This is a genomic window from Enterococcus columbae DSM 7374 = ATCC 51263, from assembly GCF_000406925.1.
Classification (GTDB): Bacteria; Bacillota; Bacilli; order Lactobacillales; family Enterococcaceae; genus Enterococcus_E; species Enterococcus_E columbae.
In genome coordinates this window covers 104,656-123,270 of the sequence record NZ_KE136349.1, presented here as the reverse complement: position 1 = coordinate 123,270, position 18,615 = coordinate 104,656, and the positions used below count along the sequence as shown (strand labels likewise).

Annotated in this window: 16 protein-coding genes; 14 read left to right on the top strand and 2 right to left on the bottom strand. The window is 36.0% G+C overall.

The features are described 5' to 3' along the window. Nucleotides 1-5: 5 nt before the first annotated feature. The 9 genes from RK02_RS08270 to RK02_RS08230 all read left to right on the top strand — a co-directional run bounded on the left by RK02_RS08270 (nt 6) and on the right by RK02_RS08230 (nt 12,115). A complete protein-coding gene (locus RK02_RS08270) occupies nt 6-1,298 on the top strand; it encodes a sensor histidine kinase (RefSeq protein ID WP_016183785.1) in 1,293 nt (430 codons plus the stop codon). A 603-nt stretch (nt 1,299-1,901) separates the two neighbouring features. Further along, entirely contained in the window at nt 1,902-2,225 is a 324-nt protein-coding gene (locus RK02_RS08265; protein WP_245555707.1) for a hypothetical protein, read from the top strand. Between the two features lie 100 nt (nt 2,226-2,325). Then, on the top strand, nt 2,326-2,487 hold the full coding sequence (locus RK02_RS12375; RefSeq protein WP_016183783.1) for a hypothetical protein: 162 nt from the start codon (nt 2,326-2,328) through the stop codon (nt 2,485-2,487). Nucleotides 2,488-2,760: 273 nt separating this feature from the next. Next, the gene (locus RK02_RS08255) at nt 2,761-3,021 is read left to right on the top strand and encodes a hypothetical protein (protein WP_016183781.1); all 261 of its coding nucleotides are present in this window, start codon (nt 2,761-2,763) and stop codon (nt 3,019-3,021) included. Between the two features lie 268 nt (nt 3,022-3,289). Beyond that, a complete protein-coding gene (locus tag RK02_RS08250) occupies nt 3,290-5,707 on the top strand; it encodes a DNA translocase FtsK (protein ID WP_016183780.1) in 2,418 nt (805 codons plus the stop codon). Between the two features lie 115 nt (nt 5,708-5,822). After that, a complete protein-coding gene (locus RK02_RS08245) occupies nt 5,823-7,082 on the top strand; it encodes an MATE family efflux transporter (protein WP_016183779.1) in 1,260 nt (419 codons plus the stop codon). 68 nt (nt 7,083-7,150) lie between these two features. Then, nucleotides 7,151-8,218, top strand: coding sequence for a dual-specificity RNA methyltransferase RlmN (gene rlmN / locus RK02_RS08240; RefSeq protein ID WP_016183778.1), 1,068 nt, complete (start codon nt 7,151-7,153; stop codon nt 8,216-8,218). A gap of 266 nt (nt 8,219-8,484) precedes the next feature. Next, nucleotides 8,485-10,137, top strand: coding sequence for a peptide ABC transporter substrate-binding protein (locus RK02_RS08235; RefSeq protein WP_016183777.1), 1,653 nt, complete (start codon nt 8,485-8,487; stop codon nt 10,135-10,137). Between the two features lie 313 nt (nt 10,138-10,450). Further along, a complete protein-coding gene (locus RK02_RS08230; protein ID WP_018451793.1) occupies nt 10,451-12,115 on the top strand; it encodes a peptide ABC transporter substrate-binding protein in 1,665 nt (554 codons plus the stop codon). A 53-nt stretch (nt 12,116-12,168) separates the two neighbouring features. On the opposite strand, the gene RK02_RS08225 is transcribed toward RK02_RS08230, so the two are convergent. Next, nucleotides 12,169-12,507 (bottom strand): DUF3899 domain-containing protein, encoded by a 339-nt coding sequence (locus RK02_RS08225; RefSeq protein WP_016183775.1) that lies wholly within the window; start codon nt 12,505-12,507, stop codon nt 12,169-12,171. A gap of 87 nt (nt 12,508-12,594) precedes the next feature. Here RK02_RS08225 and opp3b point away from each other — a divergent pair, with 87 nt between their 5' ends. Genes opp3b through RK02_RS08200 form a run of 5 tightly spaced genes read left to right on the top strand, consistent with a single transcriptional unit; the run spans nt 12,595 to nt 17,566 of the window. Further along, nucleotides 12,595-13,536 carry an oligopeptide ABC transporter permease gene (gene opp3b, locus RK02_RS08220; RefSeq protein WP_016183774.1) on the top strand — a complete coding sequence of 314 codons (942 nt, stop codon included), beginning with the start codon at nt 12,595-12,597 and terminating at the stop codon, nt 13,534-13,536. Between the two features lie 2 nt (nt 13,537-13,538). Beyond that, on the top strand, nt 13,539-14,579 hold the full coding sequence (locus tag RK02_RS08215; protein ID WP_016183773.1) for an ABC transporter permease: 1,041 nt from the start codon (nt 13,539-13,541) through the stop codon (nt 14,577-14,579). 7 nt (nt 14,580-14,586) lie between these two features. Then, entirely contained in the window at nt 14,587-15,633 is a 1,047-nt protein-coding gene (locus RK02_RS08210) for an ABC transporter ATP-binding protein (RefSeq protein WP_016183772.1), read from the top strand. 14 nt (nt 15,634-15,647) lie between these two features. After that, entirely contained in the window at nt 15,648-16,595 is a 948-nt protein-coding gene (locus RK02_RS08205; protein ID WP_016183771.1) for an ABC transporter ATP-binding protein, read from the top strand. 8 nt (nt 16,596-16,603) lie between these two features. Next, complete coding sequence (locus RK02_RS08200; RefSeq protein WP_016183770.1) at nt 16,604-17,566, top strand: RNA-guided endonuclease TnpB family protein; 963 nt, start codon at nt 16,604-16,606, stop codon at nt 17,564-17,566. A 213-nt stretch (nt 17,567-17,779) separates the two neighbouring features. Here the strand turns inward: RK02_RS08200 and RK02_RS08195 are convergent, their stop codons facing one another. Next, a complete protein-coding gene (locus tag RK02_RS08195; RefSeq protein ID WP_033415411.1) occupies nt 17,780-18,598 on the bottom strand; it encodes an NUDIX domain-containing protein in 819 nt (272 codons plus the stop codon). Nucleotides 18,599-18,615: the final 17 nt, after the last annotated feature.

The following is an 18,615-nucleotide window of genomic DNA, read 5'->3' as shown; positions in this document are numbered from 1 at the left end:
TAAAAATGGTTGCGTTAATCAATGCTGTGATGTATGAATTGCTGTTTTTCCTAGCGATATTATTAGGATATGCCTTTTTTGGTGGAATAAACTTTGTTTCTTCAAAAATGTTATGGGGAACATTAATCAGTTTGTTAATACTTATTCCTATATATACTAATAGAGCGTTAAATATTTTTAATCCCACACAAACAGCCTTTTTTTCAATCTTGCTACTCATATTATTAGTAAAAAAGGAAAGTGCTAAGAAACTAGTATCATTATATCCCTTTCTTTTTGTGATGACTGATCTGTTGAATTTGAATGTGATGTACATTTTTCGATTTTTATTTCATATTGAAGTAATCAATTTCTTCTCTTTATCTCCATATTCTTCTTTTACAATGGGAGTTTCTGTACTAGTTCTGTTGCTATTATTTTTATTCAGAAAAAAATGGCTGGATGATGAAATTGTTCTCAGTAACAAGCAGATTGTCTCTCTTTATATCATTTTAGCATTGACTTGTATGATGATATTTTATGTGAATCATTATCAACGTTTGATTCATCCATTAAAAGATGCAGCGTTATTTGGATTTTTTTCAGTATTTTCTGCTACAATTTTAAATTCTTTAGGTGTTTATCAAGCGATTCTAGCCAAAAATTATAGCCTATTAGAAGAAAATTTTCGACTTCAACAACAATTCCATTCTATGCAAGAGGTTTATTTTGAGAATATTTTGCATCAGAGTAAGCAGACCAGAAATTTCCGTCATGATATGAAAGCTCATTTTCAAACAATTGCCCAAATCGCTCAAGAGCACAATGATCAAGCAGTGATGAATTATATTGATGAAATCGCACATCTTTTTCATTTTGATAAGCAATATTTTTATACAGGGAATCAGATAATCGATATCTTGTTGACGAATTTAACCGAAAAAGCACGCGAAAATAATATCACAATGAGTATAGAAGGAATCATTCCAAAAGACTTAAATGTGGATTCCGTTGATTTAACGATTATTTGCTATAACTTATTACAAAATGCGCTAGAGGCAACAATCCGAGAAAAAAATGATTTCTTTAGTGTGTCATTTTCGATTAAGAATCAGCAATTTATTTTTGTTGTAAAAAATTATGTATCAAATGAAATAAGTATTGAAAATGGACTGATTCAATCGCGCAAAGCAGATAAAAAAAATCATGGGCTAGGTTTGAAAAATGTTAGAGATGCTGTTGAAAGAAGTAAGGGGATTTTTGATATCAATGTTAAAAATCAACAGTTTATAGCTAGGGTCATTTTACCCTTGGATTAGTTGAAAATATTTGGTTGTAATTGAAATCAAATCTTTTTAGTATAGACTGCATTTCGTTGATAAAACCTGCATTTCGTTAATGTTTTATTATATTTTTATTTAAATGGATTACAATTAAGTTGACGAAAGGAAAGTGGGGTTATAAGGTTTCCTGGTAAAAATCAGCATAGATAAAATCTTAAATGTATTTCGTGAGGGAGGGGAGTTGTAAGCTGATTTTTTGAGTTGGGGTAATGAATTTTATATTTTTGATACTGAAATGGCAAAATTTAGATAAGTAAGCATGACTTCTAATACTTACAACTTTTGGCTGAGGGGATAATTGATGTTAAAGAAGTTTATAGTTTTTTGAATGTAATTATTTGGTGGTATGTTTATCATTTTAGATTAAACGATTAATGCTGAGGACAACAATTTACATCTAATGGATATGTTAATATAATTGGTGGAACGATACAATTATCAGATGAGGATTATCGAAAAATATAAGTGATTAAGAATTTGGATTTTATACTTGAATTATACTAAAGTAAACTGAATTACCTTAATCAAACTGATGGGTATATTCAAGATACTTTCAATATAATGTCCGAAGATTTAGCAATGGTAAAGGATGCGCTTAATTTTTATAACGCATCTATTTGGGCATACTATTCTTCGTATAAAGATAGAAATTCTGTGAAAGATTGGCACATTTATCTTACCCATGATGATGTAATGCAACTAGTTAATCTCTTGTTAGGTGTTGGTCCAGCTACAGTTGCTACGACATTAGCTACATTTATGTCGGTAGTTCCAGGGGCTGGAACAATTATTGGTGCAGTTATAGGATTTTTTGGCGCAGCATCGATTGTTGGAAATGTTACTTATGCATCCGCAACAGGTAAAGGATTAAAAATTGGATTAACAGGTATTTCAGCGATATAGTAGCTGAGTTTTAATTTCTAAAAAGTGATTGTTGATATACTCTGATAAGTAAATTAAGCGAATTATTGAAAATGCTTTTTATAATGTGGAGGGGGAAGCGATGAAAAAAGACCATTTACTAATATTTAGTTTTGTATTAGCTTTTTTACTAACTATTCTTTTCAATGCTTATCTTCCATCAATTGCTAAAATATATAATTTTATTACTTTTTGGATTTTGGTTTTTGTAATAGTATACGGTATTTTAAAAAATAAAAAATAGAAGTGTAGGAACTATCATGAAGAGCAAAATAGTTAAATTGCTACTATTGTCTTTTTCTATTATTTTTATTACTTGTATTAATTCTAGCAAGGTGGATGCAGAGGAAGTTAGTGAAGAGTACTATAATTATATTGTTCAGCAATCAGAAATTGTTATGGAGTATGTAGTAAATTATGGAAATCGAGTGTATTTTGACTTAGAATGAGCAGGGGCTATAGGTTGTTAATAATGTAGTAAGTATGATTTGATGATTGTACAAGGAGGATGGTGCATATGTTAATTAAGAAGTATTATCCAGCTCTACTTGTGATAGGCTTGTTGTTTTGGTTGAGTGTGTTTATCCTTCCCATTGACTTTTTGAGCGGTGTACTGGGGAATTTCCGTTGGGGTGGTGTCGTTGGCTTGATTATTAATCCTATAATCGGAGTAATTAGCTTACTTTTATCTTTACGGTATAAGAATTATTGGTTAGCTGGTTTAAGCATCATTTTAGCCGGACTGCTTCCACTTGCGATTACGTTATTTGGGTTTTAACATGAATTATGTCTATATAATTGTGCAGTATGAGGATTTCTTGCTGTTGATTTATATTATTTTCATAATTGATAGGTATATTAATTTGTATTTTCAAAAAAAGTATCCGATGTGAGCTTTCTTTTTGAGAGTGAATGCTCTTTGAAAATGATGAAGGGACATGGATATCTAAGGTTAAATAAGAAACGATGTGATGAATTTGATTCAGGCATCGTTTTTTTGTCTTTTTTTTAGTATAATAGAAAGGATGAAGGGATTGAAATGATACATGGCGCAAAGAAAGAAAAGAAAAACAACCAAGAAAACCAAAAAGCAGCAAGCGAATAATCAAACCTTAAGTATGATTATTGCAGGCTTTTTGCTTATTTTTTTGAGTCTATTAAGTATATTTAAATTAGGATTTTTAGGAATATTATTTGCTAATATTCTTCGTTTTTTTGTAGGTAGCACTTATCCGATTTTGGCAATTTTATTGATTTTTTATGGTGGCTGGTTACTATTGAAACATCAATTGCGAGTATTTGCTTCGCCTAAGCGTTCGCTTGGCTTAGCTTTCATCTATGCTGGGGTGTTAATTATTGTTTCAGCCTTGTTGTTTGCTAAAGTGCATACTAAAAATCCGAATATTTTAGGGACGATTCTCAATTTATGGCTAAGTGATTTTAAACATAGCAAGCTCATTCAGCATCTCGGTGGGGGTATGCTTGGCGGAGCCATGTACCAATTCACTTATTTTTTAGTTTCTCAATTTGGTAGTTATGTTTTGGGAGCCATTAGTATTTTAGGCGGAATCTTTTTATTTACGCAAAAATCGGCACAGGATTTAATTGATTTCTTACAGGATTCCGGGGATGTTATCAGTGGTCGCTTAAAGCAAAGCGAAGAGAAAAGACAGCTACGTGAACAAAAGAAAAAAGAAAAGCAAGCGCAAAAGGCGGCTGCTAAAGAAGCGCTGAGAAAGCAAATGCTTGCTGAACAGAAAAATCAGGTGCGACCATTCACCGAAGAAGAAAATCTACAAAGAGAACAAAAAGCACCGGAAATGATTATCGAGCCTCATCAAATGAGCTTAATTGAACCTACCGATGCTGAAAAATTAATGCAAGAGCAAATGGCTGCCTCACAAGCTACGCCCAAACGTTCGCGTAAAGCTAAGGCGACACCAGATGAAGAAATAGACAGTGAGGATCTATTGGAATTTAGTATGGAAAATGAAGAAGCCGACGAATTTTATGAATTGCCACCAAGTAGTTTGCTTGATCCAGCTAAGTTACAGGACCAAAGCGATGAATACGAAAAAATTAAACAAAATGGTGAAATTTTAAATCAAACCTTCCAAAGCTTTGGTGTTGATGCCACCGTAGTCAAGGCAAGCTTAGGACCATCTGTTACCAAGTTTGAAATTCAGCCTGCTGTTGGGGTAAAAGTGAGCAAAATTGTTAGTTTAACCGATGATATTGCTTTAGCTTTAGCAGCCAAAGATATTCGGATGGAAGCGCCCATTCCTGGTAAGTCATTGATTGGGATTGAAGTGCCAAACCAAAATATTTCGATGGTCTCATTTAGAGAAGTGATTGAAGCGAGTCCTGCTCATGATGATAAGATTTTAGAGGTACCCTTAGGACGGGATATTTCAGGGAAGGTGCAGACCTGTGATTTAACCAAAATGCCGCATTTATTAATTGCTGGTTCAACCGGTAGTGGGAAATCAGTGGCAATTAATGGGATTATCACCAGCATCTTGATGCAAGCCAAGCCACATCAAGTGAAATTGATGATGGTCGATCCAAAAATGGTTGAGTTAAATGTGTATAACGGCATTCCACATCTACTAACACCGGTGGTTACTAATCCACGCAAAGCTGCTCAAGCGCTCCAAAAAGTCGTGAAAGAAATGGAAGAACGCTATGAAAAATTTGCGGCTACTGGGGTTAGAAATATTGCCGGTTATAATGAATTGATTGAAGCCAAAAATCAAGAGGATGGACAAAAACGGCCAATTTTACCATTTATTGTGGTGATTGTTGATGAATTAGCTGATTTGATGATGGTGGCAAGTAATGAAGTAGAAGATGCGATTATTCGTTTGGCGCAAATGGCGCGTGCAGCTGGAATTCATATGATTTTAGCGACGCAACGGCCAAGTGTCGATGTCATTACCGGGATTATCAAAGCCAATGTACCGTCACGAATTGCCTTTGCGGTCTCTTCAGGAACGGATTCACGGACCATTATTGATAGTCATGGGGCGGAAAAACTATTGGGACGTGGCGATATGCTTTACCTACCAATGGGCGAGAATAAACCAATCCGTGTACAAGGGGCCTTTATTTCAGATGGAGAAGTCGAGCGGATTGTCAAATTTGTGACCGATCAAATGGGGGCAAATTATGACGAGAAGATGATGAATCTGGAAGAAGAAGCACCAAGTGAAAGCAATAGCGATTATCCTCAAGATGAGCTATATGAAGAAGCCAAAGCTTTAGTGGTTGAAATGCAAACAGCCAGTGTTTCGCTATTACAACGTCGCTTTAGAATTGGTTATAATCGAGCTGCCCGTCTGGTGGATGAGTTAGAAGCCAATGGGGTAGTTGGCCCTTCTGAGGGGAGTAAACCACGGAAAGTTTATCTGGAATCCCTAGATACACCTGCGGAGTATGATGAGCTGCCTCAAGATTATGAATAACAAATTAGCCTTGCTAGGTCGAGAGGATCGACTCTGATAGCAAGGCTTTCGTTGTATTGTGTATTTTTTTATTTGTGATAAAATGTACAAGTATATTAAATATAAAGGAATTAAGATGAAAACACTTAAACAACAAATCAATCATTATGTATTTCCCTTAATCGCCAGTCAGTTGCTACAGATGGTAATCGGCATTGCAGCACTACACTTTGCGACAGCCGGTTCTACGCATTCACTCTCCGCTATTACGATTATCCAAAATTTTTTATATGCCTTTGGTGGAATATTAGGGGCATTTAGTCTGAGTTTTAATATTTTGGCGGCGCGGAGTTTTTATCAAGAGAAGCAACAGTTCCAGCAATATGTGCATTCAGCCTTGCGCTTGTGTTTATTGTTTGGCGGAGGCTTCTTAGCTCTTTGCTTGCTTTTTGGCAAACTGTTTTTGCGATATTTTTATGGCTTTCAAGGGGAACTATTACTAAAAGCGAGTCAGTATCTCTATATCATGTCGGGCTATATCTTACTATTATTGCTTTCGTTTCTCTTTAGCAATCTGCTCAAATTCGCCCAAAAGACAACAGTGATTTTTCGTATCGGCGTAATCAGTGCTTTACTCGAATGTGGCTTGAATATCATTTTAGTGCCACTGTGGGAGATTCAAGGGGCGGCCTTAGCGAATATGGCGGGTGTCTTGTACCTCGTATTGGCCTATTTATGGCATATTCTCCCCATCCTCAAGCAAAGTCTCTTGCAATCAGCTAATCAAATGCTAGCTATCACACGCTTAGGTATTCCGTTAGCCATCCAGGAAATATTTGAAAGTGTCTTATTTATCCTAGTTTTTGAAAGTTTTATGGGACATTTGGGGAATACTACGCTAGGTGCTTATGCTGTCATTTCTCAAATGTTTGCGATAATTAAATTACCAAGTCTAATGTATGCCAATAGTTTGCCAGTCTTTTTACCCGAAGTCACTCAAAAACAAAAGTCGCAACTGTTAAAATGGTTATTGCAAATCAATTTTCTATTGTTTATTGGGCTATCCATTGTAGGAATTTTGACTATCCCAGCTTTTGCGCAACTTTTTACCCAGCAAATGTTTAGTCACTTAACATTCATGGCGGGATTTACTTTTAGTGTGATGTTAGCTGTCCCATTTTATGAAATCATTAAGGTCTACTTACAAGCACAAAATCAAGAAAAAATGGTTGTTACGCAAACGATTATTGTCAATCTACTTGGGTTGCTCGTGATGTTTGTTTGTCAGATGATACATATTCAAACTTACTATAGTCTATATGTTGTCTTTGGTTTGACGCAAGTGGTGCTCGCGCTTAGATTTTCTCAGGCCAGTTTTCAGCAAAATTTAAAGTAGATTTCATTGCATTTCCCTAAATTTTTCGCTATAGTGGATACGATACTGATAAAGTGAGGGAAAAACGATTGAAACCATCTATTTATGGATTAGAAAAAGCTGAATTAATTGCCTGGTTTGAAGCAAATGGCGAAAAGAAATTCCGTGCGACTCAAGTTTGGGAATGGTTATATGAAAAGCGAGTGATGACTTTTGCAGAAATGACCAACCTATCCAAAGCCTTGATTGCTAAATTAGAAGAGAACTTTGAGATTTGTCCGTTAAATCAAATTGTCGTGCAAGAATCAAGTGACGGTACAGTAAAATATTTATTTGAATTACCTGACAAGCATATGATTGAAACAGTTTTAATGCGTCAAGATTATGGGATGAGTGTCTGTGTGACGACGCAGGTGGGCTGTAATATTGGTTGTACCTTCTGTGCGAGTGGCTTATTGAAAAAACAGCGTGACCTAACAGCTGGGGAAATCATGGCCCAAATTATGCTTGTGCAACACTATTTTGATGAGCGTGACTTAGGTGAACGTGTTTCTCATATCGTGGTGATGGGAATTGGTGAACCTTTTGATAATTATGATAATGTAACGAAATTTTTACGCATCGTAAATGATCCTAAGGGAATGGCCATTGGTGCCCGTCATATTACGGTCTCAACTAGTGGGATTGTACCGAAGATTAAAGAATTTGCCGATAATGGCTTACAAGTAAATCTTGCCATCTCTTTACATGCGCCAAATGATGAATTACGTACATCCATTATGCGGATTAACCGTAGCTTCCCATTGGCAAAATTAATGGAGGCTGTGGATTTTTATCTTGAAAAGACCAACCGCCGTATTACCTTTGAATATATTATGTTAGCTGGGGTGAATGACCGTGTGCACCATGCGCAAGAGCTGGCTAACTTATTAAAGGATAAAAAGAAATTAGCTTATGTCAATCTAATTCCTTATAATCCAGTTAGTGAACATGACCAGTATTCAAGAAGTAGCAAAGAAGATGTCTTACGCTTTTATGATACTTTGAAGAAAAACGGGGTGAACTGTGTCATCCGTAAAGAGCATGGAACGGATATCGATGCCGCTTGCGGACAGCTACGTAGTAAACAAATGAAAAAAGAAAAAGTTCAAGCTTAAAATTTAACGAAAAAATAATAGGGAACTACTTCCAGTTTGTGAAGTAGTTCTTTTTGTGTTAGAAAAACTTACATGAAACGCTAAAATTTTTTTCTTTTTAATACAGTCTAAAAAAGCTGATTTTTCTGATAATTCAGAAGTTTTCGTTAAAATATTTGTTATATTATTAAAAATAAATAAAAATTCTATTGATTTTTTAATAATTAATCTATATGATTATCTTAGCTCTCATAAATAAACAGAGATTTGAAAAAGGGTGGTTAAAAATGAAGAAAAAATACGCTTTAGGTTTATTAACTGTATGCGGCGTAGTTTTAGCGGGTTGTTCTACTGGCGGAAATTCATCTAAAAGTAGCGACAGTTCAAAAGAAGCTAGTGCCAAACAAGAAATTAGTGTAGTTGTACAACAAGAAATGCCATCAGGCGATTTGTCTTTAGCGACAGATACAATCAGTTTTACAGCTTTAAACAATGTCTATGAAGGATTGTATCGTCTAGATAAAGATAATCAACCTCAGCCAGCTGGTGCTAGCGAAAAAGCTAAAGTCAGTGATGATGGTCTAACTTATACGGTTAAATTACGAAAAGAAGCAAAATGGTCTAATGGCGATCCAGTTACAGCTAAAGACTATGTATTTGGCTGGCAACGTACTGCTGATCCTAAGACCGCTGCTGAATACGCATATCTTTTTGCCCTAGTTAAAAATGGTGAAGCGATTATTAATGGTGAAAAACCAGTAACGGATTTAGGAATTAAGGCGGTGGATGACTATACATTAGAAATCCAATTAGAAAAGGCAACCCCTTATTTCCCATACTTGATGGCCTTCCCATCATTCTTCCCACAACATGAAGCAACCGTTAAGGAATTTGGCGATGCTTATGCAACGAAGTCAGATAAATCCGTTTATAATGGACCGTTTACTTTAGAAGGCTTTGATGGACCTGGTACGGATACTGAGTGGGCTTATAAGAAAAATGATACTTATTGGGATGCAAAAAATGTGAAGCTTGATCAGGTGAATGTCAATGTGGTTAAAGAATCTTCAACTGCTTTGAACTTATTTAAAGATGGCCAAGCTGATGATGTCATTTTAACTGGTGAATTAGCGAAACAAATGAAAGGTGATGCAGCTTACTTAACACAACCAGATGCTCGTACCACTTATTTAGAAGTAAATCAACGAGAAGCAAATTCACCATATAAAAACGCCAACCTACGTCGTGCGATTTCTTATGCAATCAATCGTAAAGCCTTAGTAAATAATATCTTAGGTGATGGCTCTAAGGTTGCTACTGGTTTAATTCCAACGGGGAACATGACGGGTCCTGATGGCCAAGACTTTACCAAAGCATCTAAAGGTAAAGTTGAATTCGACAAGAAAAAAGCCAAAGAATATTGGGAAAAAGCCAAATCTGAATTAGGCATTAACAGTTTAACGATTGAGTTGGTTGCTGATGATACAGATGCGACGAAAAAAGTAAGTGAATATCTACAAAATTCATTACAAGATACTTTGGATGGTGTGAAGGTGAACGTTACCCCAGTTCCATTCTCTGTTCGATTAGATCGCGGGAATAAAGGCCAATTCGATATGATCGTCAGCGGTTGGGGTGCTGATTACCTTGATGCAAGTAGCTTTACTGATCTTTTTGTCACTGGTAATAGCTACAACCGTGGAAAATGGAGTAATGCTGAATATGATAAATTAGTGGATGCTTCAGGTAATGCTGATGCAACAGATGAGGAAAAACGTTGGGATGATTTATTAAATGCTGAAAAAGTTTTATTAGATGAAAGTGGTGTAATTCCAGTTTACTATAAATCTGAAGCACACCTACGTAATCCTAAAGTTACAGGTGTCGTAGCTCACCCAGCCGGTGCACAATATGACTATAAATGGGTGGTCGTAAAATAATAAAAGTTTGTAAAAAACTGAGCAATAAAATGATTATTGCTCAGTTTTTTTCTAGCTGGCACAAGCATTTAACAAAATGAAAAAATTTTTTTAAAATAATAAAAAAATTATCGCTCTTATCGTTAATTCGTAAAAATAAAAGAAAATAAAGCTTTGTATTGAACTAATAAAAACAAAAAACAGTTGTCTTTTTTCTAATTTTCAAAAAAATTAGAAAGAATTGAGAATAATTTGTTGCAATTTTAATAATTATTATTTAAAATTGCAATTAGCTAAATATTTTTAAGATTAATTTAAGTTAGGGGACATGATGATGAACAAGAAATGGGCAATTGCAACATTAGCTGTTTGTGGTTTAGTTTTAGCTGGCTGTTCAACTGGTGGTAGCTCATCAGAAAAATCAGACAGCGCGAAAAAAGAAACCGCAGCTAAAGAACAAGTATTTAACATGGTTGAAGCTGCAGAAATGCCTTCAGCAGATATTTCTTTAGCGACTGATGAAGTTAGTTTTTCAGCATTAAACAATGTATATGAAGGCTTATATCGTCTAGATAAAGACAACAAGCCAGTTCCAGCTGGTGCAAGTGAAGAAGCCAAGGTTAGCGAGGATGGTTTGACTTACACCTTCAAACTACGTAAAGATGCAAAATGGTCAAATGGTGATCCAGTAACCGCTAAAGACTATGTATATAGCTGGCAACGTACGGTAGATCCTAAGACTGCTTCTGAGTATTCATACCTTTTTGAACCAATCGCTAATGCAGCTGACATTACTGCTGGTAAAAAAGCAGCTAGTGAATTAGGCGTAAAAGCGGTTGATGACTATACTTTAGAAGTGAAATTAGACAAAGTAACACCTTACTTTGAACAAATGTTAGCATTACCAACCTTCTTCCCACAAAATCAAAAAGTGGTAGAACAATATGGTGCTGACTACGCAACGAAATCAGATAAATCTGTTTATAACGGACCATTTACTTTAGTTGATTTTGATGGACCTGGTACAGATACTGATTGGGGCTATAAGAAAAATGATACTTATTGGGATGCCAAAAACGTTAAGCTAGATAAAATTAACGTTAACGTTATTAAAGATTCTTCTACAGCGTTGAATCTATTCAAAGATGATCAAGCAGACTTAATCACTTTATCTGGTGAATTAGCACAACAAATGGCTAATGATGAAGCCTTCATCACTATTCCAGAAGCTTCAACCTTCTACCTAGAATTTAACCAAGGAAAAGCAAACTCACCATATAAAAATGAAAACTTACGTAAGGCAATTTCTTACGCAATCAACCGTGATGCTTTAGCTAAACAAATCTTAGCCAATGGTTCAATCGGTACAACCAACTTAGTACCAGAAAAATTTGTTTATAATCCAGATACGAAGAAAGATTTAACTAAAGAAGCGAAATCAAGTGTTAAATATGATAAGAAGAAAGCTAAAGAATACTGGGAAAAAGCAAAATCTGAATTAGGTGTAGATTCATTAAACATCGATATTCTTTCATCTGACTCTGATGTAGCGAAGAAAATGTTAGAGTACCTACAAAGTGCTTTACAAGAAAATCTTCCTGGTGTGAAGGTATCTGTTAGTCCTGTACCATTCTCTGTACGTCTAGATCGCTCAAATAAAGGTGATTTTGATATCGTAATGAGTGGATGGGGTGCTGACTACGCTGATGCAAGTAGCTTCTTAGATTTATTCACAATTGGCAACAGCTACAACCGTGGTCAATGGAACAATGAAGAATATACTAAGTTAGTTAAAGCTGCTGGTACAACTGATGCTAACGATCCTCAAAAACGTTATGAAGATTTTGTGAAAGCAGAAAAAATCATCATGGACGAACAAGGTGTCGTGCCAATTTACCAAAAAGCGGTAGCTTACCTACGTAATCCTAAAGTGAAAGATATTGTGAACCACCCAGCTGGTGCTAAATATGACTTCAAGGATGCTTATATCGCTAAATAATTAGACAATTAAATAAGCTGATGCATAGTTCAGCTATGCATCAGCTTTAAGATTTATAGTAGGCGATCGATTAGTAGTAAAACAACACTACAAATAAATAATAATATGGCTGGTTCGAGAAATTGTTGACTGGTACCCTTGGTTGCTTCAGATAATTGCTGATCATCTTCTTTTGATCGGTGAAAAGCCTTTTTCATTGATCGATGGAATAAATCAAAGCTACCGGATGCAAAGACGAATAAAAAGCCGCCGATAATGAGTAAAGGAAGCATCGTTAGAAATAAGGTATCTGATAGATGGATGATTGAAAATTCTTGTTTTATGACAAGATATAAGATATTCGCTATGAGTAGACCTAAAAAAATCAATAAGGATTTTTGATTCAGACGCATGTTCACATTCCTTTCAATACATAACTGATAAGCATAATGTACACAATTATTGTTTAGAAGTCAAAAAGAAATGAGGAGGAAATTCATTTGAATAGCTTTATTAAATATATCCTTAAACGGCTATTTTATATGGTGATTACTTTATGGTTGATTGCTTCAATCACCTTCTTTTTAATGAAGTTATTACCAGGTACACCATATACAAATGCAGAAAAATTATCTGCTGAGCAAATTGCGCTTTTAAATAAGCAAATGGGCTTAGATCAACCTGTGTTGGTTCAATATGGTAAATACTTATGGAATGCTTTACACTTTGATTTTGGTACGAGCTTCCAATTTAAAAACCAACCAGTAGCAGCTCTTTTAGGTGGACGAATCGGACCATCTCTACAATTAGGTTTCCAAGCGATTGTAGTCGGAACTGTTTTCGGAACGATTTTAGGGGCGATTTCAGCGATGAAACAAAATACTTGGATCGATACTTTAGCAACTTTAGTAGCCATTATCGGTCGTTCAATCCCTAACTTCGTGTTTGCGGTATTATTACAATATTTCTTTGCAATGAAATTACACATTTTACCAATTGCTAAATGGGAAGGTTTTGCTTATACCATCTTGCCAACAATTGCTCTAGCAATGAGTCCGTTAGCCGATTCTGCTCGTTTTATCCGAACAGAAATGGTTGAGGTTTTACACAGTGATTACATTGAATTAGCGCGTGCTAAAGGGTTAAGTCGTTGGCAAATTGTTTTTAGACATGGTTTACGTAACAGTTTAATTCCATTATTAACGTTATTAGGACCATTGGCAGTCGGCTTGATGACTGGTTCATTGGTTATCGAAAATATTTTTGCTATTCCAGGTATCGGGGAACAGTTCGTAAAATCAATTACCACAAATGACTATCCAACCATTATGGCAGTAACCATTCTTTACTCTACTATGTTGGTTGTTGTCATCTTAGTGGTTGATATTCTTTACGGTATTGTTGACCCTCGTATCAGAGTTTCAGAAGGGAGTCGTGGCTAATCATGGAAGCAAATCAAATGCATGATGAAATTGCAAAAATTCCAGCATCGGAATTTGAATTTCTAAAACGTGATACAGTTGAAGAACGTGAAGCCATTGCAGCACCTTCTTTGACCTTTTTACAAGATTCATGGCGTCGATTAAAAAAGAATAAGGCCGCTGTATTCTCAATCACTTTATTAGGGATTATTTTAGTCTTATCAGTGGGCTCAATCTTCTTTTCACCACATGATCCAGCGAAGCAAAATATCGATTATATTAACTTACCACCAAAAATTCCGGGAATTGATATTAACGGTTTAAATGGTAAAGCCATGGTCGGTGGCGAATTAGTCGATAAGTATAAAGAAGCCGGTGTACCAAAGGATGTTTACTTTATCTTCGGTACTGATAGTTTAGGTCGTGACCTATTAAGTCGTCTTTTAATGGGAACACGTATCTCATTATTAATTGCCTTTATTGCCGCAGTCTTAGATATTTCCATCGGGGTTGTCTTTGGTTTGACCTCTGGCTTACTTGGTGGGAAAATTGATACCTTTATGCAACGGATTATTGAAATCTTGTCAGGTATCCCAACTTTGGTTGTAATGATCTTGATGTTAGTGGTATTTAAACCAGGGATTCCATCAATTATTGCTGCGATGGCAATTACCAACTGGATTCCAATGGCGCGGATTGTTCGGGCCCAAACCTTGAAATTAAAAGATCAAGAGTTTGTGTTAGCAGCGACTACGTTAGGTGAATCTAAAATGAAAATTGCCTTCAAGCATATTTTACCGAATATTTCTAGCGTGATTATCGTGCAAATGATGTTTAGTATTCCATCAGCAATCTTTTTCGAAGCCTTCTTGAGCTTTATCGGTTTAGGTTTAAAACCACCGGCAGCTTCTCTAGGTATGCTTTTAAGTGATGGGTACAAAACATTCTTGTTCTTACCATATCAAATGTGGATTCCAGCAATCATGCTATCTGTAATTATGATTGGATTTAACCTTTTAGCAGACGGTTTACGTGATGCTTTTGACCCTAAGATGAAGGAGTAGGAATTACATGAAAAAAGTTTTAGAAGTAAAAGACTTAGAAATTTCATTTGATACCTTCGCCGGCAAAGTCCAAGCAATCCGTAATGTAAGCTTTGATTTGTATGAAGGAGAAACATTAGCGATTGTTGGTGAATCCGGTAGTGGTAAATCTGTAACCACGCGAAGTGTCATGGGCTTGCTTGCAAGTAATGCCAATATCGAAAATGGTCAAATCTTATTCAATGGCCAAGACATCGTTAAAAAGACAGAAAAAGAAATGCAATCGATTCGTGGAAAAGAGATTGCAATGATTTTCCAAGATCCAATGACTTCGCTTGACCCTACCATGCCAATTGGTAAGCAAGTAGCTGAATCTTTATTGAAACATACGAAGGTTTCTAAAAAAGAAGCGATGGATCAAGCATTAGAATTATTAAAATTGGTTGGGATTCCAAATGCTGAAAAACGTTTGAAAAACTACCCACACCAATTTTCAGGTGGACAACGTCAACGGATTGTTATCGCTATTTCCTTGATTTGTTACCCACAAATCTTGATTGCTGACGAACCAACGACAGCCTTGGATGTGACCATTCAAGCACAAATTCTTGAATTATTGAAAGACATTCAAGAAAAAATTAAAACCTCAATTATTTTCATCACTCACGATTTAGGGGTAGTAGCGAATGTCGCAGATCGTGTTGCCGTAATGTACGGTGGGAAAATTGTTGAAATTGGAACTGCAGAAGAAATCTTCTATAACCCACAGCATCCATATACTTGGGGCTTGTTAGGCTCAATGCCTTCACTAGATGGTTCAGAAGATCGTTTATATGCCATTCCTGGTTCACCACCAGATTTATTACAACCACCAAAAGGGGATGCTTTCTATCCTCGTAATGAATATGCGTTGAAGATTGATGCTGAAAAGCAACCACCATTCTTTGAAGTTTCACCAACGCACAAAGCAGCAACTTGGCTGCTTGCACCACAAGCACCAAAGGTTACGCCTCCGAAAGAAATCCAAATTCGTTGGGCGAAGTTTGCTGAAAAAAATCGTAAAGGTCAAGCCTAGAAAGGAGAAAGTACGTGAAAAAAGTTTTATTAGACGTTAAAGGTTTAAAACAATATTTTAACGTAGGACGTAAAGATGAAGTCAAAGCGGTTGACGACATTACTTTCCACATTTATGAAGGCGAAACTTTCGGTTTAGTAGGAGAGTCAGGTAGTGGGAAATCGACTACTGGTCGGACAATTATTCGCCTAAACACGCCAAGTGGTGGCGAAATTACTTTTGATGGAAAAGATGTCATGAAATTAAAAGGACGCGATGCTTTGAAGCAATTCCGTCGTGAAGTACAAATGATTTATCAAGATCCATATGCATCATTAAATCCAAGAATGAAAGTTCGCGATATCATTGCAGAAGGAATAGATATTAACAATTTAGCAGCTAGTGTAGAAGAACGAAATAAAATGGTTGATGACCTACTACGCACAGTTGGTTTAAATCCAAGCCATGGGACACGTTATCCACATGAATTTTCAGGTGGACAACGTCAACGGATTGGGATTGCGCGTGCTTTAGCTGTTAATCCTAAGTTTATTATCTGTGATGAGCCTATTTCAGCGCTTGACGTATCCATTCAAGCACAGGTAGTTAACCTATTACAAGATTTACAAAAAGAGAAAAATCTAACTTATCTTTTCATTGCCCATGATTTATCTATGGTAAAACATATTAGTGATCGAATCGGGGTAATGCATCACGGTAAATTACTAGAAATGGGTACAAGTGATGAGATTTATCATTTTGGTGTTCATCCATATACTGAAAGTTTGTTATCAGCGATTCCGTTACCTGATCCAGATTATGAACGTACACGTAAACGAATTAAGTATCAGCCAGAACCTGAAGACGGGAAAGAACGCAAGATGCATGAAATTGCAGAAGGACACTTTGTCTATGCAAGCGAGGATGAAGCTAAAATTTTTGCTGAAAAATTGGCTAAAAAGAAGCAAGACGCGAATAAATAGGTACGCCTATGAAAATATTAAAAGGTTATCGGTTTAAAATTTATCCGAATGAAGAGCAGAAACGTTTCTTTATTCAAACATTTGGTTGTGTGCGATTTACGTATAATTATTTGCTTAAAGCGGCCAAAAAACCCGATAATCGCTCTGAAGGTAAGGTAATCACGCCTGCAATGCTCAAGCGTGATTACCCCTTTTTAAAAGCGACAGATAGCTTAGCTTTAGCAAATGCTGCTAGAAATTTAAATCGCGCATTTAAAAACTATTTTAGTGGACGTAGTGGTTACCCTAAGCTCAAAAATAAAAAGAGCGCATGGCAATCTTATACGACTAATAACCAAAATGGCACAGTAGCCATTGAAGGAAATCAATTAAAATTACCTAAATTAAAAGAGCGGGTAATGATTTGTTGCCATCGACCTGTTTTAGGAACCATCAAATCGGTCACGATTTCTGCTAAAAATAATCAAGAATTTTATGTATCTTTACTTTGTGTTGAAGAAGTTGACCCATTACCAAAGACCAATCGTGAGATACAAATCTATTTTCATCCAGAGAAATTAATTGCTGATGATCTAGGGCAATTATCCATTCAACATCTTGAACAGACACAACAAAAAATTAATAAATTAACGCAAAGACTAGAGTTAAAAGCGCGGTGTGCACGTAAGCGCAAGGTACGTCTATCGCAAGCTAAAAATTATCAAAAGCTAAAAATGCGCCTAGCTAAACATCAGAGCTTACAACATAATCAGCTGCAAGATTATTTGAATCAGCTGTCAACGCTATTAATTAGAAAGTATGATGTCATTAATTTCGTTGAACCTTCAGTAAGGGATCAACAAAGTGCTGCCAATGTTCAAGAAGCGCACTTATTTAGCCTGAATGAGTGGCATCAATTGATGAGAATGCTCAAATACAAAGCGAGTTGGTATGGTAAAGAATTTAAAGTGGTTTTTTCAACACAAGCGTAAAAGTCTTAATTTTCGCAAAATTAATAAAATTCAACAACTGGTTGGGGCACCAGGGTTCGCCTAGGTTATATAAAAACGTTTGTTTTGTTTCTAGGAAGTTCGCTCACTAATTATGAAAAACCAATCAAAAGGCGTAGTCGTGCGACTACGCCTATTTTAAGTGGCTCAAACAAGTGGCTTAACAATGGAAAATAAGTAGCTAGTAATGTCTAGCTATTTGGTTTTTAATTGATAGATTTTTGAAGGTCGGCCAATGCCAATTGCTCGTTCACCGATTTCAACAATTTGATCATTCAAGGCTTTTTTCAAGTTGGAATGATCAATATTGCGGTAATCAATCCCTAAGAATTTTGCAAAGACTTTTCTAGCATCAGTAATGGTAAAGCCATCACCTAAAACTAAAAGCACACGTGGATCGTGCATCATCGTATCGACTACATGTTGGAATGCCTTTAAGATAATTTGGCTATGATCAAAGGCTAAGCGGTCTTTACCGACAGATTCGCCAGTTTTTAAATCTAAAATAATTTCTACGTCTTGGTGGCTAAGCATCAATTGATCCCCTTGACGATTTAAATTAAACCAACGAACTTCTTTTGCATCATCGCCAGCATCAATGGGTTCCTCCCCAATAAAAGCCAGATAGCTAACGGTAACGACCCATCCTCTTGGGTCACGATTTGGTGTACTAAAAGTATAAAGCTGTTCAATCTGTAGTTGATTAATTTGTACACCCGTTTCTTCAAAGGTTTCTCGAATCACACTATCATCCGTTGATTCACTTTTAGTGACAAATCCACCAGGTAAAGCCCATGAATGTTGATAGGGATGACTTTTACGCTGGATGAGTAATACTTTTAGCTGTTCTTCGATACGATTATAGCATAGTAGGACCATATCGACGGTTAATGAAGGTGATTCATAGGTCGGATGATCCTGTTGATGGTACCAATCCAAAAATTCAGCTTCGCTAGCCAGTTGTTCATAATATTTTTTTTCTTCTTCTTTTGAATTGAAAGACTTCACTGCCATACCCTCCAATAAACAAA